The 22048-nt window shown below is 36.0% G+C and carries 19 protein-coding genes and 1 pseudogene; 3 read left to right on the top strand and 17 right to left on the bottom strand.

The features are described from left to right. Window positions 1-267 precede the first annotated feature (267 nt). On the top strand, window positions 268-462 hold the full coding sequence (locus ACIQZI_RS01240) for a hypothetical protein (RefSeq protein WP_062176123.1): 195 nt from the start codon (window positions 268-270) through the stop codon (window positions 460-462). Window positions 463-754: 292 nt separating this feature from the next. Here ACIQZI_RS01240 and pdxA read toward each other — a convergent pair whose 3' ends face one another. The 11 genes and pseudogenes from pdxA to ACIQZI_RS01185 form a co-directional block, all read right to left on the bottom strand. Continuing rightward, complete coding sequence (gene pdxA / locus ACIQZI_RS01235; protein ID WP_062176120.1) at window positions 755-1750, bottom strand: 4-hydroxythreonine-4-phosphate dehydrogenase PdxA; 996 nt, start codon at window positions 1748-1750, stop codon at window positions 755-757. A gap of 3 nt (window positions 1751-1753) precedes the next feature. Then, window positions 1754-3043 (bottom strand): four-carbon acid sugar kinase family protein, encoded by a 1290-nt coding sequence (locus ACIQZI_RS01230; protein ID WP_403068358.1) that lies wholly within the window; start codon window positions 3041-3043, stop codon window positions 1754-1756. Between the two features lie 80 nt (window positions 3044-3123). Further along, window positions 3124-3631: pseudogene (locus ACIQZI_RS01225) on the bottom strand (2-keto-3-deoxygluconate permease). Window positions 3632-4220: 589 nt separating this feature from the next. Then, the gene (locus tag ACIQZI_RS01220; RefSeq protein ID WP_403068355.1) at window positions 4221-6206 is read right to left on the bottom strand and encodes a methyl-accepting chemotaxis protein; all 1986 of its coding nucleotides are present in this window, start codon (window positions 6204-6206) and stop codon (window positions 4221-4223) included. A gap of 509 nt (window positions 6207-6715) precedes the next feature. Beyond that, complete coding sequence (gene tpx / locus ACIQZI_RS01215) at window positions 6716-7216, bottom strand: thiol peroxidase (RefSeq protein WP_403068352.1); 501 nt, start codon at window positions 7214-7216, stop codon at window positions 6716-6718. Window positions 7217-7487: 271 nt separating this feature from the next. Beyond that, window positions 7488-8033, bottom strand: a complete 546-nt coding sequence (locus tag ACIQZI_RS01210) for a hypothetical protein (RefSeq protein ID WP_403068349.1) — start codon at window positions 8031-8033, stop codon at window positions 7488-7490. Window positions 8034-8117: 84 nt separating this feature from the next. Further along, complete coding sequence (locus ACIQZI_RS01205) at window positions 8118-8678, bottom strand: YdhK family protein (RefSeq protein WP_403071950.1); 561 nt, start codon at window positions 8676-8678, stop codon at window positions 8118-8120. A 339-nt stretch (window positions 8679-9017) separates the two neighbouring features. Then, entirely contained in the window at window positions 9018-10649 is a 1632-nt protein-coding gene (gene abc-f, locus ACIQZI_RS01200; protein ID WP_403068346.1) for a ribosomal protection-like ABC-F family protein, read from the bottom strand. A 461-nt stretch (window positions 10650-11110) separates the two neighbouring features. Continuing rightward, window positions 11111-11380, bottom strand: a complete 270-nt coding sequence (locus ACIQZI_RS01195) for a hypothetical protein (RefSeq protein ID WP_253722313.1) — start codon at window positions 11378-11380, stop codon at window positions 11111-11113. A 177-nt stretch (window positions 11381-11557) separates the two neighbouring features. Next, window positions 11558-12769, bottom strand: coding sequence for a CynX/NimT family MFS transporter (locus ACIQZI_RS01190; RefSeq protein ID WP_403068342.1), 1212 nt, complete (start codon window positions 12767-12769; stop codon window positions 11558-11560). Further along, window positions 12766-13461 carry a FadR/GntR family transcriptional regulator gene (locus ACIQZI_RS01185; protein ID WP_062176099.1) on the bottom strand — a complete coding sequence of 232 codons (696 nt, stop codon included), beginning with the start codon at window positions 13459-13461 and terminating at the stop codon, window positions 12766-12768. The genes ACIQZI_RS01190 and ACIQZI_RS01185 overlap by 4 nt, the downstream gene beginning before the upstream one ends. 189 nt (window positions 13462-13650) lie before the next feature. Here ACIQZI_RS01185 and ACIQZI_RS01180 point away from each other — a divergent pair, with 189 nt between their 5' ends. Further along, the gene (locus ACIQZI_RS01180; protein ID WP_403068339.1) at window positions 13651-14346 is read left to right on the top strand and encodes an AraC family transcriptional regulator; all 696 of its coding nucleotides are present in this window, start codon (window positions 13651-13653) and stop codon (window positions 14344-14346) included. Between the two features lie 104 nt (window positions 14347-14450). Continuing rightward, window positions 14451-14582, top strand: coding sequence for a hypothetical protein (locus tag ACIQZI_RS01175; RefSeq protein WP_403068336.1), 132 nt, complete (start codon window positions 14451-14453; stop codon window positions 14580-14582). A gap of 279 nt (window positions 14583-14861) precedes the next feature. On the opposite strand, the gene srtB is transcribed toward ACIQZI_RS01175, so the two are convergent. The 6 genes from srtB to isdC form a co-directional block, all read right to left on the bottom strand. Beyond that, a complete protein-coding gene (srtB, locus tag ACIQZI_RS01170; RefSeq protein ID WP_403068333.1) occupies window positions 14862-15602 on the bottom strand; it encodes a class B sortase in 741 nt (246 codons plus the stop codon). Window positions 15603-15708: 106 nt separating this feature from the next. Beyond that, complete coding sequence (locus ACIQZI_RS01165) at window positions 15709-16482, bottom strand: ABC transporter ATP-binding protein (RefSeq protein WP_403068330.1); 774 nt, start codon at window positions 16480-16482, stop codon at window positions 15709-15711. After that, window positions 16472-17449 (bottom strand): FecCD family ABC transporter permease, encoded by a 978-nt coding sequence (locus ACIQZI_RS01160; protein ID WP_403068327.1) that lies wholly within the window; start codon window positions 17447-17449, stop codon window positions 16472-16474. Before ACIQZI_RS01160 ends, ACIQZI_RS01165 begins: the two co-directional genes overlap by 11 nt. A 24-nt stretch (window positions 17450-17473) precedes the next feature. Beyond that, complete coding sequence (isdE, locus tag ACIQZI_RS01155; protein WP_403068324.1) at window positions 17474-18367, bottom strand: heme ABC transporter substrate-binding protein IsdE; 894 nt, start codon at window positions 18365-18367, stop codon at window positions 17474-17476. A gap of 530 nt (window positions 18368-18897) precedes the next feature. Next, the gene (locus ACIQZI_RS01150; protein WP_403068321.1) at window positions 18898-21198 is read right to left on the bottom strand and encodes an NEAT domain-containing protein; all 2301 of its coding nucleotides are present in this window, start codon (window positions 21196-21198) and stop codon (window positions 18898-18900) included. Window positions 21199-21216: 18 nt separating this feature from the next. Next, window positions 21217-21990, bottom strand: a complete 774-nt coding sequence (isdC, locus tag ACIQZI_RS01145; protein WP_403068318.1) for a heme uptake protein IsdC — start codon at window positions 21988-21990, stop codon at window positions 21217-21219. Window positions 21991-22048: the final 58 nt, after the last annotated feature.

Raw genomic sequence — 22048 nt, 5'->3', positions numbered from 1 at the left:
TTCAATTATTTGAATTGGTATGATTCGTTCCATTCATTTTTCCTAATTACTGAACATACTGGGGAATCATGCTATACTTAGGTTAAATATAGTTCGTTCAATCCGTTGATTTCACTAGTTGAAAACACGGGTACTGTCATGACAAGTAGCATCGTAAAAAAGAAACAACGGTAGCCGTACAGGAGTAACGTTAACATACATCGAAATAACGGATGAAGAAATAATAGACGACTTAAATTACTTTGCACTTTAAGGAGGACTTATAAAATGACGCTTGCTGAGTACAACGAAAAGTACGAATCGATCCTTCGCAACAGTTATATTTCAGACAGACAAAAAGCACTAAAATTAGCTGATCTCCTGACCGATATGGAAGGGCAAATCAATGAGGCTGGGGAACCGTACAGTAAAGAGATATTAACGTTATATAAAAAAGTATCTCTTCTATCCACCTTGTTATAATCTCTTTAGTTATCATTCGACCTTACTTACTAGTGAGGTTCTTTTTTGGGGATTTGTGTGATCCGATCACGGCATTTCTGTTTCCCCTTTCCTCATATCACCCCAAACTACCATATCACCCTAACTCATCTTTAATAGGTAAACCGCTTTTGCTAGATAACGACAGACGAATGAAGTAATCTGTCAAAAACAAAAAAACTCTAAAACGAGTAGAATACCTACACGTTTTAGAGTTTACAATACATTTAATCACAATCAGTGGAAGATGAGGCTCCACCGTTTGAAGTTGATCTTATCTTTTAGGTGCTAATTCAATCGCTGAATTTATAGCCGCTAACATACTTTTGTCATCAGCGATATTTTTACCAGCGATATCAAATGCTGTACCGTGATCGACAGACGTTCTAATGATGCCGCCTTTTAAGCCAACTGTTATATTAACACCTTCTTCAATACCCATTACTTTTACAGGCGCATGTCCTTGGTCATGATAACATGCAACGACAACATCAAAATCGCCTCTGCCAGCTCTGAAGAATAATGTATCAGCTGGTAGTGGACCTGTTACATCGATGCCTTCGGATTTCGCTTTCTCAATACCAGGCATTAATTTTTCTTCTTCTTCTCCATTACCAAACAAACCATTTTCTCCAGCATGTGGATTAATTCCACAAACGGCGATTCTAGGGTTGTCAAAGCCCGCTTTTGCAAGGGTATCATGTGCTAATTTGACAACTGTATACGTTCTTTCTGGGTTAATACTTGCAATCGCTTCTATTAATCCCATGTGAGTCGTTAAATGAATCACTCTTAAGTTAGGAGTCGTTAACATCATTGAAAAGTCTTCTGTATCTGTTAAATCAGCAAGAATTTCAGTGTGCCCTGGATAGATATGACCACCTTTATGCAATGCTTCTTTATTCAAAGGAGCTGTACAGATCGAGTCAATTTTCTTTTCTTTAGCTAATTCAATCGATTTAGCTAAATATTGGAACGCTGCGTCTCCTGCAGCAGCTGAAACTTCTCCGAAAGGTAAGTCAGCAGGTAAAAGATCTAAATCGATTACATCAATTGTTCCATATTCATATTTAGCTTCAGAAGGGTCTTTAATCATATTGATTGTTGCTGTTGATTGGACAATTGGACTTACCTTTTCTAAAATTTTTGCATCCCCAATAACCAATGGGTTACATTTTTCATATACTTCTTTGTGATTAAGAGATTTAACGATGATTTCAGGTCCAATACCTGCAGCATCTCCCATAGTAATTCCGATAATTGGTTTCATAATTCATTTTTCCCCCTTTAATTTTGTTATTGCATGTATGAAAACATCTTCTGCACCAAAGCCACCAGCTTTAGTGACCACATAAATGTTATCATTTCCTAAAAACTTAGAAATAGGTACACCGATTTCTAGTTCGTCTAGTAATTCAAAACCTTTAACATCCCATAAAGTACAAATTTGTTTAGCCGTATCTCCACCAGTCATGGAAACACCTGTGAAAATTCCTGATTCTAAGAGTACAGAGCAAACCGCACCAATTGCTTTTACAATTTCATTACTAATTTCAGTATGGCTAAGCCCTTTTGCTTCACCTGTACTCCATGCTTTTTCAATATCTTCTTTTTCCCCTGTGGAATAGATCAAAACATCTAAGCCCTCTTCTGCTTTTTGCATAGCTTCATGATAGACTCTTCTGATTTCACTTGTTCTTTCCATATTATCGGCGACGGCTTTGTAAGATTCAAATGGGATTGCGTAGACATTTGTTTTTTCTAACAGCACCTTCATCTGTGCTCTAGAATTTTTATTCACACTCCCAATAACCGTAAGTGTTGGATTTGTATTTTTAGGAATAGCCAATACGCTATTTCCTTTTGGAATGGCATAGTAGTCAGGAAGATAATTGGCAATCCCAGCAGACCCAACCCAAGTAAATTGATAGGTTAATTTTTGGGTGTAGTCCAAAATTTGTTTAAGGTGATACTCTTCTGTTGAATCAATGATAAGGTATGTTATCTCTTTTTGGAAATAACCCTTAATTTTTTCTTGAACAAATTGTTCCCCATGTTCTAAGTCATCAACTGTAATCGTACCAATTGTATGTTTCGTTTGTTCTTTTAAAAGTTCGGGTAAATATGATTGTGTTATAGGTGTTTTAGGGTCTTTTGCAATCTCTGTTTCTCCTAACGGAACACCCTTTAAATAGTGTGTAGATTGGAGAATCGTTCGATTGTTTTTAGGATAGCCAGGTGCGATCATAACAAAATCCGGTTTTACAACATCATATACCGCATCGATTTCTGCTCCAATATTTCCCCTCATTGTTGAATCGAGTTTTTTGAAAATATTTTTAAATCCTGCATCTTTGAGATATTCTGCTATTTGTTTTACTTTTTCATAAGCTTCTTTTCGATCGATAGAACGGCTATCCGTATCAAAAACAACAGCTTCATATTGTTTAACGCTTGTTTCATCCATATCAAATAAAACAGTCGTTTTTAAACCGTGACGAGCTAATTGAACTCCACTATCATTGGCACCAGTCAAATCATCGGCTATAATAGCTAATTTCATACTTACACCTCTTTTGAACATAAATTATAGAAGGTTTATTTCTTTTGTTTTCCTTTTTTCGTAAGTTGTCCAGCTAGGAATCATACAAAAATCGGAAACGAAATAGCGGTTGTAACAACGCTTGCTGCAGGAGTTGCAACTTCATTTCCTGCTGTTGAACCTTCAGTAGCACCCACAATTGGATTCCACTTTAGGAATTTGAATGTTAAATAACCAGCTCCGCCTGTTAATACCACTGTTAACACGCCAAGTAAAATACCTGATAATCCGCCTTCATTAATTTTTTCAAGGTCAATTCCCATACCTAAAGCAAATGCGAAGAACGGAATTAACATATCACTACCTTTTGGAAGGAACTTCTCCATTTCAGGATCCAAATTCCCTAATACCATACCAATGACAATCGGTAATAATACAGAAATATAAGAATAACGCAATTAAAGTACTAGCACCATCAACAAATAATGCTTGTATGAAATTCCCAATCCCTAGAAAGCCGGGTGCGAATGTGTTAATTAATGCTGCCAGAAGAAGTGGAACTACCATCATTCCTCCTGGAATACGAACTAACGTTGCTTTAATTTCCAACTTTAATACCCTATTAGAAAAATCATTTATATGAAAATATCGGTTGCATTCATTATATTAAGATAAAACGTTTCCAATTGCAACAGTTTTCGTTTACATTTCCCTAATGTTATTAAATTGTTTAATTTTGCAACTAATCATCGTAAAAAAGCAGAAAGTTTCCCTATTTATTCCTAAACTTTCAGCCGCTTTTATTTGATTATTGTTCTCTTCCTTTCAAACCATTTGGATAATTTCTTTTTCTATTTCTTTTTAAGTGCCTTTCGTTGAGAAGGTACTGTCCTTATTTGAGATTACATTTTGAATCGTTTCTGCTTGAATCACGTAGTCTTTTTTCATTTAAGGCAATCTGTTTTAATTACTTTTTTTAACCATCAATATTATTCGGACAAAACGGCTAAAAAGTAGGGAAACGACATGGTGTTATTAGTTTATACATAAAGAGGCAACCCCATAACAAAAAGGTCTAGAACCTCACATCTGCTATATATCGTTTATTAGTATAATTTCGTAATAAACGGTGTATAGAACGTGAGGTCAGACCTTTTTAGAGCTACCTTTTTAAAGACTTGTTATGTGTTTCCCAATGTTACAGTTTAAATTGCTCCACGATATCCTGCAATTCCTCGGCGATTTGTGATAAAGAAGTTGCCGAACTTCTGATTTCTTCCATAGAAGCTAATTGTTCCTGTGTAGAAGCAGAAACATTTTGAGCGCCACCTGCTGTAGAGTCTGCTACTTTTGCAACTTCTTCAAAAGTGTTAGCAAACTGTTTTGTTCCAATGGAAATATCTTGGACTTTGGATGTTACTTGTTCAATTTGTTCGGTTATTGTCGTAAAGTAACCTGTAATAGCCGCAAAGGATGCACCTGCATCACTGACTACTTCAATTCCTTTGTCTACTTCTGTTGTTCCTGATTCCATAGATTTCACTGCATTGGATGTTTCACTCTGAATCGATCCAATCATTTGTCTAATTTGATCGGTTGATTGTGCCGATTGTTCGGCAAGCTTACGTACTTCATCTGCAACAACAGCAAAGCCTTTGCCATGCTCACCTGCTCTAGCCGCTTCAATCGCTGCATTAAGTGCAAGTAAATTTGTTTGGTCGGCTATATTTGTAATCACGTCTACAATCTTACTAATTTCTTGTGAGTGACTATTTAAAACTTGGATGCTGCTTGATATTTCATTCACCGTTTTCTTAATGTATTCCATTTGTCCAACCGTTGTTTCGATCGCTTTATTTCCTACTTCTACAGCTGATGATGCATTGGTTGCCGTTTGCGAAACTTCTTGTGAACTTTTTGCAATATATTGAATCGATGCTGACATTTCCCCAGCCATTCTTGAGCTTTGTTCAATCTGAGTAGACTGACTCTCCATACCTGCAGCCACTTCCTGAATCGATGAAGAAATTTGTTCTGTTGCAGACGTGTTCTGCTCTGTACTTGCATTTAATTGCTCAGAAGATGCTGCTAAGCTACTCGACTTTTCCCGAACTTCGAGAATAATCTCACTAAGACTTTTTCGCATTTGATCAAATGCTTGGGCCAACTGACCAAGCTCATCTTTACTTGTTAAATTAACACGAACACTTAGATCACCTTGACTCAAATTATTCGCCGCCCCGACTAGCTCCGTAATTGGACGAATCATTGAGCGAATGATGAATAAAATCAATAAGCCCCCAAGTATAATCGAAATACTTATGACGATTAATGTTGTTTTTAAAATGGGTTTAACTGCATCAGCTACTTCACCTTGATTCATACTGCCGACAATTTTCCAACCTGTTAATTCACTCGTAGAAAACGCTAATTTCCTCGGCTCCCCATTTGCTATATAATTAAACTTGCCTGTTTGGGCCGCTTGCAATTTTTTGGACAAATCGTCTTCTACTTTTGTGCCGACCTCAATCGTCGGGTGGGTAATATAATGATTATTCTTATCGATTACATATAAATAACCTTGTTTGCCAATTTTGATTTGATTGACTAAATTGATAAAACTCTCCAACTTAAGATCAACCGCAACAACCCCTTTTCCATCGGTTGTTGCTTTGGCTATCGTAATGACGACTTGTTTAGTCGCTAGCGATACGCGTGGATCTGTAATAAGTATCTGACCCTTATTAGCCATCGCATCCTGATACCAAGGTCGCACTCTTGGGTCATAACCAGGTGGATTTTTTACTGTAGACGGCGAATTAATAAATTGCCCTTTCTCTGTTGCTATAAATGTTTGTTCAACATCTGCTTTGTCGCTCTGTATTGTATCTAGCAATCTTCTTATTTGAACATCATCATCTTCGACAATATTAGAAGCGACAACTGAATTCGCTAAATAATTGACATTATCTATATGCGAACGAATAAATTGCTCTACTGAATGATTAATGATTCCTACATCCTTTTGCGCCGTCTCCATCATTTGTTGATCCAAATTATTTTGCGAACTCTGATACGAAGAAATAGAGATCGTAATACTTGGCAGTAACAAAACGACTAAAAACGACAAAATCAATTTCTTCCTCAAGCTAAACCGAAACTTGGTAGCTCTAGTTTTTTCCATATATATGTCCCCCTATTTGATTGTTGTATTTTGAAATATTCAAAAACCAACTTAATAATTCCTTTATTATTATCGTCTACATTTGCAATACTTTTAGGGGCAGTTTGAAAATAACTAGTCGGCTATTTCCAATTCCGATTCATCGTTTATTACGAACTAACGTTCTTCTAAAATTTTTATTATTTACAGCTTGTGATCCAATTTATCAACATACTTATTCTCACAAAAAAGATTGACAGCCACCAAGTTCATGCTTGTTAGGTGGCTAGCAATCTACTTTTTCTGGCAGAGCCCAGTGAAACAATAGTTGTTTTTCAAGCTCTTATATGACCGACTCTAGCTTACTTTTGTCACTCATTAGTCGTTTTTCCTAGTGTCGCAATTTGTGAAATATGCTGCAAAACCATTTTCAAGACGATAACAAAAAAAGACACAATTTCTTATACAAGAATTGTGCCTACCTGCGAAATATTGAAAAATGTATGAGCTACCAAAATAATTCTACTTGTTTATAATACTGCTCTAGCTGCTTCTAATGCTGCTTCGTAATTTGGGTGGTCGGTTGATTCATTAACATACTCAACATATGTTATTTTGTCGTTTGTATCAACAACAAAAATAGCACGTGCTAATAAGCGAAGTTCCTGGATAGCAACACCGTATGCCTCGCCGAATGACAGATCACGATGATCTGATAATGTTTGTACATTCTCAATACCATTTGCTGCACACCAACTTCTCTGTGCAAACGGTAAATCAGCGCTAATAGTAAGAACCTGTACATTCCCTAATTTAGAAGCTTCTTCGTTAAAACGACGTGTTTGTGTATCACAAACAGGAGTATCAATAGAAGGTATAACAGAAATTAAACGAACTTTCCCTTTTGACTCAGCGAGTGTAACAGGTGATAAGTCATTCGCTAGTACTGTAAATTCAGGAGCTTTATCTCCAACCTTTACGTCGTTTCCTAACTGTGTTACTGGAATTCCCTGCCACGTAAAATTAACCATTTTCATTTCCCCCTTAAAAATATGTACAGTGCAAATATAGCTCAAGTATTTAGAGTTATCAATTTATTCTGTGTATTATTTTAATTTTTTATCATTGTTATCAAAATGACTGCTTCAATAATGAAAAAATGACAGGTTGAATAGCTTATTACTTCAAGATGAGTATTGTTCGTATTTGTAGTAATCAACCATTCGTCTAATTGATTGAATGACAAATTCAAGTCCTGAAAGCCATAAAGACAGCTTCTATGTTCCAGTAACAGTACTCACATTATTTCCACACAGACAGATACTTCTTGCGATACTTGCTATCTTCTTCTGTTTCAATTAATTCCATGGCTGTTTGCTTAATTTGCTCATCGTTTACTCGATCATATAAATTCTTCAAGCCTTGAATCATATCGTAGCGAATCAACGTGTAATGTTTCTCATTTGCTCCGTTTTGAAAACGATCAACAATATGCTGCATCAACATCTCTTTTTGTTCCGGTCCAGCTAAGCCGACTTTCCAAATTGATTGCAAGCTGTGACGGGCTGTCACAAATTTCAGATCTTTGGTTACTCCCCATAAAGCTGGAAAATCACTTAGCATCCGCTTCTCAGGATCACTAATTGCTAAACCAGAGAGGAACTGGGCAGCCCGGGATCTTCTGTGATTATCAGGGCTTGTTAACCAGTCCTGTAATTGATCCCAAACTTCATAAGCCCAGTCCACTTTTTCAGTTGTAGCTGCTAAAATTACATTAAAGGCTTCGAATTGAACCTCTTTGTCCTTTGCTTCTAAGTTCTCAAAATATGCTTGAATGTCACGGTCCATTTACATCACCTTTTATATTGGCATTATATCTATTTGTTAGTCTACTAAAGGATGGACTTCTTTACAAAAAAAGGAGATGATTCTTTATTTAGTTGATAGTTCGCTTTCTGTTACCCATTTATGATTTGTTACTTTTTCTTCACCAGTAGTTGGCGTGTAATCAACCATATAGACAGTCGTTTTTTCGGCTGAGTCAATTTCAGCCAGAGCTCCATCCATGCCTTCCATATGGTCTGCCTCTATGGTGACTTCCGTTCTTGGTGCGAACGTTTCCTCACCGGCATCTTTAATTTCTTCTTGAACAACCCATTTATGATTTTCCACTCTTTCCCCACCTGTTGTCGGGGTATATGAAATAGCATAAGTCGTCGTATCATAAGCACCTACAATTGTTGCTTTAGCACCGTCCATCCCTTTCATATGATCTGTTTTCAAATATGCTTGACTGCCAACTTTATACGTTGGATTCTTTGCTTCCTTCAAATCTTTAGGAACTTCACCTGAACTAGAATGGGAACTATGATCCATCTCTTCATGTTTGGCATGCTCATTGTTGTTGGAATGATTCTCGTCGCTTGTATCATTTCCACATCCACTTAAACCAATAATCGTAGCGACACTAAGAAAAATCAGTTGCTTATTCATCATAATAAAACACCTCGAATTCTTAAATTTATTGTTATAAATATAATATACCCACCAGGGGTATAAAACAAACAAAAACATGAGGTATCTGACAAAATTTATCTGGCTTCTCTTAATTAAACCGGGCCAGTTGTCCCAATACACTTTTTAGATTTTGTTTCAAGGTTATGCTCCCACCATCGAATAACGAGCAATTGTTTGGAACTTATGGAATGAAGCCAAAATAAATAAGACGAATGCTAATTAAAGCAAATCGTCTTATTTAGCAATGTGTAATACTTTCAACATGGCAGATCTCGATCAATCTGATTGAGACGTTTTTGAGAAGTCATTTTTTCGTTAGTAAAGCTCTTTTATTTGTTTCGTAAGCTCGTTAAATCTCAGATCAAGTTCTGCATATTCTTTATTATTTGGGGTCATAAAACTAAGCTTGCCTAAAACTTCTTGCCTTTCTGTTTCAAGCTGTAAACGTCTTTCTTCCTTATTATCTTTTTTTGGCGCCACTTCATTCAATTGCTTGTGTATACGACTGTTCGAAATAACAAGTTTTGTAGTTGTTGTTTTTTCTAGGAAATAGCGATCATGCGATACGACCAACAGCGTACCATTATATTGCGCTAACGTATCTTCTAGTTGTTCACGCGAAGCTAAGTCTAGATGATTCGTTGGTTCATCTAAGATAAGCACATCTTTGTCTTCTAGAATATACTTCATAAGCTTACACTTCACACGTTCACCCATGCTCATGTTCATAATGGGTTCTGACCATTGAGAAGCCATAAATCCTAAATGCTTCATTAAGTTTTGAACTTTTCCTCTTGCCTCGAAGGTTTCTTGATAAAATAGCTGCTCTGGTGTTTGTTCAAGTGGTAAATCAAACACTTCTTGTGTTAAATAACCAATTTTTGCAGATGGTGAAAGCCACACATCCCCTTTTGCGGTTTCCTGTCCGAGAATTACTTTCAATAACGTCGTTTTCCCACTACCATTTGGGCCAGAAATTGAAATCTTATCACCATGTTGAATCGTAAAATTGGCGTCCTTAAAAAGTGTTCGTCCGTCAAACGATTTCGTTAAATTTTGAACTTCTAAGAAACGTTTTCCTACTCTATTATTTGTTTTCATTGAGAAGGTCACTTTATATTCTGAATCAAGAGGCTCCACTTTTATTTTTTCAAGTTCTTTTTCAAGACGCTTTTGTTTTGATTTTACTTGTGCATCCATGCGCTTTGCTTTTACCCGATAATATTCTTTAGGGAATTCTTTTTTCGTCGATTGTGTATGAGCTTTTTTAGACCAAGAAGTAAGCTCATTCATTTGCCCCTCAATACGTTCAACCATTTTTTGCTGTTTTTCATATTCTCGTTGTTGCGTAAGCCTTTGCTGTTCACGGAATTTCAGATAACTAGAATAGTTACCTTTGTGACTAATAAGCGTTTTATTTTCAATGGACCAAATTTTTGTTACAACGGCATCTAAAAAATAACGATCATGCGATACAAGAATCACCGTACCTTTATGATTTTTTATCTGGTTAGTGAGGAACTCTAAGCTTTGCTCATCAAGATGGTTTGTTGGTTCATCTAGTAATAAGATGTCTGTATCTTGTGCAAGTCCTTTTGCTAGTCGCGCTTTTAATTTTTCTCCACCGCTTAATTTTGAGAAGTCATGAGTTGGAACATGCCACGTCTCTAATAATGTAACTTCTTTTGGAGAAATCTCCTCAAAGGAATGCGATTCGGTTTCTTGTTCAACCATAATGGTTTTAAGATCGTTCTGTATATATTTAATTTGTCCTTCTGTCGGCAAAACATCATCGTTCAATAACCGCAATAAAGTAGATTTCCCAGCACCATTCTTGCCAATAATCCCAATAACATCCCTTTGTTGCACATTTTCATTCACGTTTCTAAAAATTGTCTGATCTTTTATTTCAACACATATATGTTGTAATTGCAGTAATTCTTTCATTCTAATCACCCTTCGTTTTTAGGGAGAATTAAAAAATCCTCCCAATTCATTTGGAAGGATTAGCCGCATTTTACCGAACTGAAATAAGCTATCGCGTTTAATAGCTCTAATGATGGTAGAAAAATGGGTAGACTAATCCTATATGATTATCATTCGAAATATAAAATTTCAAATTCTAAAAAATAAGATTAGTTATCCATCGTCCACCCATCATCCCTTTCGATTTATATTAGTGTGATTGTAGCACTTATTTATAGAGAAAGCAATCAACTTTTGAGTCTGTCAACGTAGCCAACGAATCTTCTTCAATTACGAAAAAGCGCATAGCCTCCTTATTTCAGGTTCTCAAATTGGATAACCTTATGAAGGTGGCGGTGCGGTGCTGATTTTGCGAAGCCCCTCCCCTTTTTTGCAAACCTATTTCATCGTTGGGCTTAAGAGCAGACGCTCATGAATATATTTTATTCTAAAGTCTTAGAAATTGGTGAAGGCTGCTTTTCCCACTCAATAGGTCCTCCATCGCTTTCAATGAACTTTCTCCAATAATCCCCACTTTGTTTATCAAAAATGATCAGGTTATTTTCATTGGGTGAAAGGAGTTCATACCTGTATGGCTCTTCTTTTGATATCTTTTCTTGATTTGATTTTAATGATTGTGAAATAAACCAAGATCCTAAAAGTACACATATTCCAAAGAAAATCATAGAAAACGACTGAAGATATTTATTCACACTTATCCTCCTATTACATTCTTATTCTACCAATAACAAAATGTTGGACAGCATTCTTGTTCAACTATTCTTGCGGTTTATTAAATGAATCATGTAGTGAAGATACATAAATCACCTGTAGAACTCGCAATGATTCATGTGTTCTCTACCTTTTATCCTTCACAGCCTACAAAATCTTTATGCCTTATCTTCGATAGAACCTTTCCCCGCGCCCAGTCCGGCAATCAAGAGAATGATCGGCATAACTAGTAATAAGAAGATAAGTGGCGCACTCCATCCGCTCGTTACATCATGTAGCCAGCCAAATACAATTGGTCCTAGAGCTGCTAAAAGATAGCCAATGGACTGAGCCATCCCTGAAAGTTCAGAAGCTTGCTGGCTATCGTTTGTTCGTAATGTAAAAAACATCATCGACAAGCCAAATGCACTTCCACTAGCTATTCCAATAACTATGACCGACAATGGCAAGAAAACGCCTAGTAATAATCCCAAAATACCAATAAAATATAAGACTGCCGTAAATACTGCCAGAACCCGTTGATTTTCCAACTTCCCTGCAATGATTGGAATAATAAACGTTATGGGGATAATCGCGAATTGTAATAAGGAGAGCATCCATCCAGATTCACTTGTACTGTACCCATTATTCTGAATGATTTCAGGCATCCATGTCATCATTGTATAAAAAATGAAGGATTGGCCTCCCATAAAAACGGTAACTTTCCATGCGATGGGAGATTTCCAGATGCTTTTCGTTTTAGTTGGTTGCTTCCGTACGTTTGAATGAATGTCTTGATTTTTGTTTAATTGAAAGGCCCATATGATGATAGCCAGACATGATAAAAGGCCCCAAACTCCTAAAGATCCTCGCCAACCGACGTTTCCTATCGAAGAGATCGGAACACTTAGACCAGAACCCAACGCTCCAAATACATTCATAAACACTGCATAAATACCAGTCATTAATCCCATTTGTAAAGGGAAATTATTTTTAATAAGTCCTGGAAGCAATACATTACAGATCGCTATAGCAAGTCCTACTAAAACCGTACCAATGAACAAGAAACTTGTCCCTGGAAGGAAACGAGTTCCGATCCCGATTGTTAGAACAAGTAATGCTAGAAAAATGGTCATTTCAGTTCCAAGTTTTTTCGCTATTTTCGATGCAAATGGTGAAAATAGCGCAAATGCTAGCAACGGAACGGTCGTAAGGCTACCCGCTACCAAGTTAGATAACCCTAAATCTTCCCTTATTGATGATAGTAATGGGCCTACAGAAGTAATAGGCGCTCGCAAATTGGAGCCAACTAAGATAATCCCCAATAGTAAGATCCAATATCGACCCTTTGTTAAAGGTTGTGTGTATATTTGCGAAGCTGGTTTATTCAATTTTTTCCCTCCATCACTGTAAAAAGTGAGTCGTTTGCTTTCTTCACATAAGCATTTACGCTTTTAATAGCTAATTGAGTATCTTGTAATCGAATCGCTTCATAAAGATCTGAATGAACTTCATATTCATCATTCAATGAACCTCTTACACTCATGATGTCGCGAATCGAACTCTGTAAAGAATCTGTAATGTGATCATATAGTTCAATAAACATTTGATTATGAGTAGCCTTTACTACTGATTTATGAAAGGCAATATCCATGTCAATAAAATGCTGAGGTTCCTTATCTTTCGCAGCTTCGATGCATTTTTCAAGGCATTCCTCTATCCGCTTTAAATCTTCATTAGATCTTCTCTCTGCTGCTAACTGTGCAGCTTCTTTTTCTAAAGCTAACCGAACTTCTAAAGTCTCAATTAGATCGCTTTTTTGAATTTTCCTCTCTAAAGCTATCCCGAGATTACTCGATGATTTCACCGTTGTCCCAATACCTTGTCTTGTTTCAAGAAGACCAGCATGAACTAAAGCTCGAATTGCCTCTCTTAACGTATTTCTACTAACATCAAACTTCGCCATTAGTTCTGGTTCTGCCGGCAGTTTACTTCCTACTTCCCATTGACCAGCTTCGATCAAATCTTCAATTTGGATTGCTACTTGTTCCACTAACGTTAGACGCTTAGTCTTTTTTATCATTCCGTAATCGGACCTCCTCGAAACGTAGGATGTTTGGTTTATTGGTTAATGTATCATAGGATTAACGGAAAGTAAATTTTTAACTTCTGAAAAAAATAAACTACTTGTCTGAAATTCCATCAGTCTTATTTATCCATATCGATAATGGTATAATCTAAATTAATATATAGGAGTGAGGTGGGGATTAAGATGGAGAGTGGTAAACAAGTAATTTGTGAGAAAAGAACATATTCAAGAGAATTTGATTCTCACCAACATGATTTTGGTCAATTCCTCTTTCCATTGCAAGGCTCCTTAGATTTACAAACGAAGTGGCAAAACATAAACCTTAACTCAGATTACTGCTTTTATCTGCCTCCTGAGTGCAATCATATGTACCGTTCTACTGACAGGAATGAATTTTTAATCTTAGATATCCCAAACCATTATTTACCTAGTAAAACAGAGAGTATGTATATGAAGTTAGACAAACAATGGTCGTCCATTCGGTTTTTATTATTGGAAGAGGCAAAAGATCAGGAGAACATAACAGCTGCATTAGATGATTTGACTAGATATGTGGCCCAAAAGTTACGAGTATCAACATCTCCTTCTATTGACTTTATTCACAAACATTATAAGGAGCCCATTAAAGTTGAAACATTAGCGAACATTGAACATTACCATCCAGTCTATTATTCATCATGGTTTAAACAAAAAACAGGTAAAAGTCCAAAAGCTTATATCACTGAGCTACGCTTAAACGATGCTAAACAATTATTAAAAAAGACATCATGGTCGATATCAAGCATTAGTGAAGAATTAGGCTTTGAAAATTCTTCCTCATTTACAAGATGGTTTGTGAAATACGAAGGAAAACCTCCACAAAAGTATCGAAAAAGTTAAAACTGGATAAAAAGAACCTTAAACTTAGTAAAGAAAAATGTCCTTTCATTTTCTATGATATGTTTAATCGTTCTTCTTATCTTTTTTTATTGGAGTGAAAGAAATTGACAGGAAAATTTTCTTCATTATGGGGTTTGCTTGCAGCAATCCTTTGGGGAACAACAGGTACAGCACAGACTTTTGCACCTGATCATGCACATCCGATCGCGATCGGAGCAACTCTCGACTGGCTATAGGAGGGGGATCACTATTATTGTATGTACTAATCCAAGGTCTATTATAGTAGCTGAATCATTTTATCCAATCATCTCGTTAACTTAACATAATTGTCGTCTCATTCTTTCTGTCACAAAAATACAGAAAGACCCTTCCATAAACAATCCTACAGGCTGTTAATAAGGGACTCTTTCGTATGTTTGCCCACAAAGTACGCTTTAACCAAAAACAACAAAGTGTAACTGTGAAGTCCCGTCGACTGAGTCTTTGTCACTGACTCAATTTGTTGAACAATAATTTTATAGATGATCATCTTTCTTCTTTAGTTTCGCATGGATCACAAGCCTACCTTCTTCTTTGTCTAACGTATAATCACATGTGGACAAAGTAAGGATGGAATCATCTGCACCTACGACAGTATCTGTCGGAAACAACGACTTATCTTGAATCATCTGTAAAAATGAAGCATACTCTTTTTGATCAGCAAAATCCGTTTGAATATAATCAAAGTCTGTTGTTGTCATATATACTGAAAAAATTTCAGCTTCAAAACCTTCATACAATGTATCATATTGAAAATGACGATTTTTTTGAAAAAATTCGTTATCTAAATATTGATCTAATTCACCAAACATCGATCCATTTTTCATACGATGCCCATAAAGAATCGTATGTTTCATATTTGTAGAAATATCATTGCGATAGTCCATAAAGATACTGCCCATAGCCATTTCTTCCCGCTCAGTATTGCGATGTAAATAATACGTATTATCGTCCGCTTGTACAATCGGATAATTAATTTGTGTATGATCAATTTCTAACCAACCAACTATATCGGTATTCAAATTTAATAAGGAGTGAAACTGAGACCTAACCTCTTGTTTATTCGTTTTAGCATCATCCCCTTTTGGAATGACTGTTTCCGAATTATGATCTTTCGAAATCGGTGTTTCCTCAGTATCATCTCTCGGAATGAGCGTTTCATTCATATAATATTCCTGTGCCTTGGCAATTAACTGCTTATTCCGCTTCTGATCCATATAAGTTCTCGATAGTTCAAAAAGTGAGAACACGGCTACTCCTAGACAAATTAAAATAAGTAGTTTACGTATCAGTCCCAAACTTCATCACCTCAAATCGAGTAATTTATTTAATTCCTAAGGGCACAATATATTGTCCGACACTTGGATCAGATTGGATCATTACATCTACTCCATAAATTTGCTTAACCATCGCTGTCGTAATGACATCTAATGGATGACCACTTTCCACAACGTTGCCTTCATTCATAACAATGATTTTATCACTATAGCGAATCGCTTGATTTATATCATGTAACACCATCACAATCGTTAATCCATGTTCCTCATTTAACTCTTTAATTAATTCCAGCACTTCTAATTGATAATAAATATCCAAATAAGTCGTTGGTTCATCTAAAAAGAGCAGTGGCGTTCTTTGCGCCAATGTCATAGCAATCCAAACCCTTTGACGTTCTCCTCCAGATAATTGCTCCAAAGTGTTCTTCCGTTTATCATGTAACTTTGTACATGTTAATGCCCATTCAATCGCCTGTTCATCTTCTTCCTGATTTTGCGATAGAAAACCTTTATGAGGCAGGCGGCCAAAGGCAACTAACTTCTCTACTGTAATATCCCAGGGAGCTTCATTTTGTTGATGAACAACAGCTAGCTTTTTGGCAAACTCCTTTGGTTTGTATTGGGAAATTGCCTTGCCATCTAAGATGACCTCGCCAATATGTGGAAAATAGTTTCTTGACATGACACCGAGTAAAGTCGATTTTCCACTACCATTAGGTCCGATAATCGTTGTTATTTTACCCTCTTCAATTTCTGCATTCACAGAATCTAAAATATTCGTTTTACGATTATACGAAAATGAAATTCCTTTAATTTCCATGGATTCTCTCACTCTTTCTAAGCAAGATTATTAAAAATGGTCCGCCAATAATCATCATAATGATGGACGCTGGAATATCATTTGGTGGCAGAATCATTCTTCCTATAGTATCGGCTACTAGTATTAATAGTGCCCCACTAAGTGCAGAAAATGGGATTAATACTTTATGATCTGTCCCGACAATTAGTCGCCCGATATGCGGAATAAGTAGGCCGACAAACGCAATGACCCCAGCAATTGAGGTTGCAACAGTTGCTAAAAGAACAGCTACAGCCGACACAATTAACCGCAATTTCGTTAAATTAAATCCTAAATTGATCGCCGTTTTATCTTGCAATGCTAATACATTGCACCAAGAAGCTAAAAATAGGGAAATGACTAAACCGATTGAACTGTAAAGTACCATAACATCAACATCATTCCATGTTTTTAAAGAAAGCCCCGATACAGTAGCATGTGTCAAACTAGAGAATCCAACGAAATACGTTAAAGCTTGTCCTAATCCAGAAAATGTTGCATTAATCGCAACCCCTACTAAAATAATACGTAATGGACTTAAACCTGATTTCCAAGATAAACTAAACACTAAAAAGCATGCAAGAGCGCCACCTAAAAAGGAAAATAAAGGTGTCCAAAAAAACAATTGGGGGAGTAGACTAACAACAAGGATATAGACAAACCTTCCTCCAGCTGCAATCCCAATTATTCCAGCTTCAGCAAGCGGATTTTTCATCACGGCCTGTAACAATACACCTGATACGGCAAGGGCAGCACCAGTAAATAAAGCAATAATCAAACGGGGGAAACGTAGATCTTTAATAATTGCTACATTTTCATTCGTCCCCGAAAGTAATCCAGATATTAATTCACCAATCGTTACTTTTAAACTGCCTGACACTGCAGATATAAAGAAAACGATAACTATTAAACTACATACAATGATAAAACTCCATATGATTTTTTTCATGTCGTAACGCCCTTTTTTTATGATTTACTCATATAACATCTTCATCATTTCATCTAGCGCCTCTGTTGCCGCAAGATTTCCTGTTGTTCCATAAATCTCTTCTTCTAAATCATATACTCGGCCATTTTTAACTGCGTCAAAATGCTTCCAAATATCATTTTCCTTAAATTCTTTATCAAACATTTTCACCACATCATCAGGCACACCATGAGCAGCTCGTAAAATAATATCCGGGTTCGTTTGTTGCAGAAATTCCGTATTTGTCCCAATGTATTCAACCTTTTCACCTTGTACAACATTAACCGCACCACAAATCCGGGCAATGTCACCGATATAGGAGTTTTCCGTTGCAACAAGATAGCTCCCCGGAATTCCTAGTAAAATTAGAACTGTTGGCTTTTCTTTTTCTGCTACAAGCTTTTTGATCTCTTCAACTTTATCGTCCATTTTTGAGACCATTCCTTTTGCTTGTTCATTGCGATCATATTTCTCCCCTAATGACAAAATCGTTTGCTCCATTTTTCCAAGGCTGTCTAAATTTAAAAAAGTTGCTTCGATACCAGCATTTTCATAAATCGGTTTTAAATCATATTCTAGCGTGGAAACGTTAAGAACTTCGGTCGGATGTAGCGATTTAATCACTTCAAGATCTGGATTTTTGACAAAACCAACATTTGCTGCATCTTTATATCTTTCCGGCAATTTCTTATACGTATCTGGGATCCCGACTAAGTCAAGCTCAAGTACGTCCATAATTTCCGTAATCGCAACAGTTGAAGCGACGATCCGATTCTCACTTTTACTTTTGCTTTCACTTTCTGTATTAGGTTGAACCATCTCCTGACTAGATGAACAGCCAGTTATAAGAAGTAAAAGGATTACACAACATACTAATGCCTTCATGATCCCTTTATTCATCTAATGCATCTCCTAACTCATTAGAAAAATACTTGCTTAAATAGTAAAAAAAGATTGAAAAAGGCAACGAATGCCTTTTTCAACTTTCTTTTTATTTCTTAATCATAATCTTTTTTTGTTTTGGCTTTTTCCGCATAGTTTGTTGCTTTTTATCCCGCAGCCCGAATACACTTCGCTTTCCGCGGGAGAGAGGCAAGCCTCCTCGGGCTGCTAGTGAGGTAGTATAAACTTTAGTTTTACTTCGATAACAGCAATCTTTTAGAAAACAGCCTTTATTTTTGACCTCATGATAACAGATACCAAAGTTGTTCCTTACTTGATTTGTACAGCCGTTTAATATTTTTCAATAAAATCCAATAAAACCAAATATAGCATCGTCTCTGGATATTAAGGAGTAGTAAGAATACCTTGCAAAAGCAGTTTTCATCACGCAGCATAGTATATTTAAGTTTTTTAATCTTAAATCTTTGTATCTATGATTCTTGTAGAAAACTATCACTGATCTTTGGTATACTCATCTATTCTTCTCATTATTTTTTTAACGCTTTACCAATAACTACAACGGCTTCTGCTCTTGTAGCTTTGCCATGAGGTCTAAACGTATTATTTGAATAGCCTTTCATAATATCTTCTTGTACTAATGTAGCAACTGCTGCTTTCGCTCTAGGCGAAATCTCTTTAGCATCTTTGAAAGTTAGAGTAGAAGCTTTTGCTTTCAGTCCTGCTGCCTGAACAATCATAATCGCCATTTGTTCACGATTGATTAAATCATCCGGACCAAATTGGGTATTATTATAGCCACTAACAATGCCTTTGGCCTTAGCTGTTGCAATAAAATCCTTCGCCCAATGATTTTTCGTATCATCGAAAGCATTACCTTTAACAACTTCCAAACCTAATGCTTTTACAACAACAGTTGTAAATTCAGCTCTAGTTATTTGATTATTAGGTCTAAATTCACCATTTGAATAACCTGAAATCGCTCCAGTATTTACAAGAGACGTAATATATTCTTCTGCCCAATGACCTTTAATATCTGTTAAATTAACGGATGGTTGTTCAGTCTTGTCAACCGCTAATACAGCAAACTTCGTGAAATGATTTACTTCACCACTTACAACTCCAGTTGCAAAATCAGCTTTAATATTATCGAGTTTCACCCATTTTTTCGTTGTTTCGTTGAACCAGAAAATAGCTACATCTTGTTTTTTGTTATCTACCTTCGTTTTATCGAATTTAAATGTAAGTGTGATTGCCTTTTTGAAATCACCTGATTGATCTTTTTTGATTTCTAGCACATCACTAACTAAAGATTGCAGTTTTTCCAAAGGTAAACTTGATGGATTTGTTAATTTTTCTACAGTTACTTTAAAATCACTTGCAAATGAAGCTGCTGGGAATTGAATGACAACGCCATTTCCTTCATATTTCCCACCATCATTCGCTTTAATCGTATTTTCTGTAGGATCAATTGGCGTTGGATTAGATCCAGTTATTTCTGTTTTACTTGATGGATCAAACTTAAATTGAACCATGTATTGATTGTCATATACCATACCGCCAGGAAATTCATTAGCAGGGATGTATACATGAGTTTGTGCATTAACAGGTTTTGATAAATCTTTAACTTCGAATTCAACAACTCTTGTGTTCGCCGCATGATCAGTGCTTACGACTGTTGTACTGCTTCCTGCTACTTGGAATGTTTTAATCCAACTACTATTAAGGAGTGTTACAGAAACATAGTTTTTGCCATCTCTCACTTTTAAGTTTGCTGGTTTTTGTGTGTAATCGTCCATTACAGAAATACTATTTGTACCTTCTTTATACACATTAAAGTCAATCGTATATTCTTCTGAACCTTTAGGTGTTTCTGGGTTTGTTGGCGTTTGCTCGTTTCCAGAATCTGGATTAGTTGGTGTTTCTGGGTTTGTTGGTGTTTCTGGTTCTGTAGATTCTTCTACCTCAGTGATACTGTCTACGTTAAACTTTAACTGAACTTCATGAATCATAATCCCATATTTTGGACTTTTTGTATCTACAAATACTTTTGCATTGATCTTTTCTGATAAATTAGCGACTTCAAATCTTACTGTTCGTTTGTCATTTTTAGCATCTTCACTTACAACTTCTGTATCTACAAATTCTCCCGCTTGTTCTACTTGAAATTGTGGAATCATGCTCACTGTGTTTAATGTCAGGTCAATAAATTTTTTCCCTGATTCAACTGTAATCAGTACTGGTTTCTCTACATATCTTGCCATTGACGAAGCGTCATCTGTTTTATCCTTCAACACCGTAAGATCAACTATATAGTCGCCATCTTCTAGAACCGGTACATTTACTGCAACGATTTTTGATTCGTCAAATTTTAATTGTACCGTATATTCACTGTCATATTGAAAAGATGGGAGGCCTGGCATTCCATTGATGACAACATGAGTAAAGAAGTCTAGCTTCTCTGATAAACTATCTACTTCAAAGCCTACCAATCTTGTGTCTTTTTCTTCATCTACACTAATTACATCAACGTCTTTTCCAGTTGCATCTCTGCCTACTCTAAATACTTTAATCCAATCGCTATTTTTTAAAGTTAATTCAACATATTTCTTACCATCTTTAACTTTTAATGTTGCTGTTTTTTCCACATAAGTATCCATTACAGAAATATCTTCTGTTTTATCTTTTAAAAATTTTAAATCAATTGTGTATTCACCATCTGCTAATGTTTGTGTTGCGGCACTAGCTGGTGCATACGTTGTAAAGAGTGTGCTAACAATAAGCAGTAACATCGTTATAATTGAAATGATTTTATGAAATGGCTTACTCACCTGACATATCCCCTTTAATTAAATTCTTTTTGCTTTCAATTTATAAGCTAATCCTAGAGATGAAAGAAGTAAGACGATTAGGATGCCAACTCCTGTGTTATCTCCTGTTTTTGGGTTTGCTACTGGTTCAGATTGACTATTGTCACTTGAATCACTTTTTGTTGCTTGATTATTTTCTTTAGTTGTTGTATCGCTTGATCCATCAGAAGTTGTTGTTTTTTCTGAATTTTTCGTTTTTTCAGTAGTTGATGATTTGTCTGTGCTTGATGTTTTATCAGAAGCTGATGATTTATCTGAAGTTGTTGTTTTTTCTGTTGTTGTATTTTGGTTCTTTTCAGCAGGGGCTGCTGCATTTCCTTGAATGCCGCTCATATCGAATGAGAATCTTACCGTATATTTATTGTCATAATTATAGTCTTCGATTAGAACGTGCATTTTTGATTCGACCGGTTTTGATAAATCAGTTGCGCTAAATTGAATGACTCTTGTATCTGAAGCGCTATCTTGACTAACGACTTTGACTGGGCTTCCATTAATGGATAATTCTTTAATCCAATCACTTTGTTTTACTTTGATTTGAACTTGGATCGTACCGTTTTTAACATTTAATGTTGCCGGTTTCAAAAAGTAGTCATTTGCCATTGATGCTGAATCGTTATCCCCTTTTAAAATTGTGTAATTGGCTTTATATGTTCCATCCGCTAACTTACCAGCTGCCTCTACATTCGGAACAGCAATTGAAGCAAAGAAAACAGCAATTAATAGAACGAAAAAAATCATTTTATTTTTCATAATTAATCGGGCCTCCATATTGAATTTGATTATCATTATCATTTATAAATTTATTTTT

Origin of the sequence: Peribacillus sp. NPDC096379 (genome assembly GCF_044762875.1) — a bacterium.
Classification (GTDB): domain Bacteria; phylum Bacillota; class Bacilli; order Bacillales; family DSM-1321; genus Peribacillus.
Note: the sequence above shows the minus strand (reverse complement) of the source record. Positions and strands in the feature narration are given on the sequence as shown.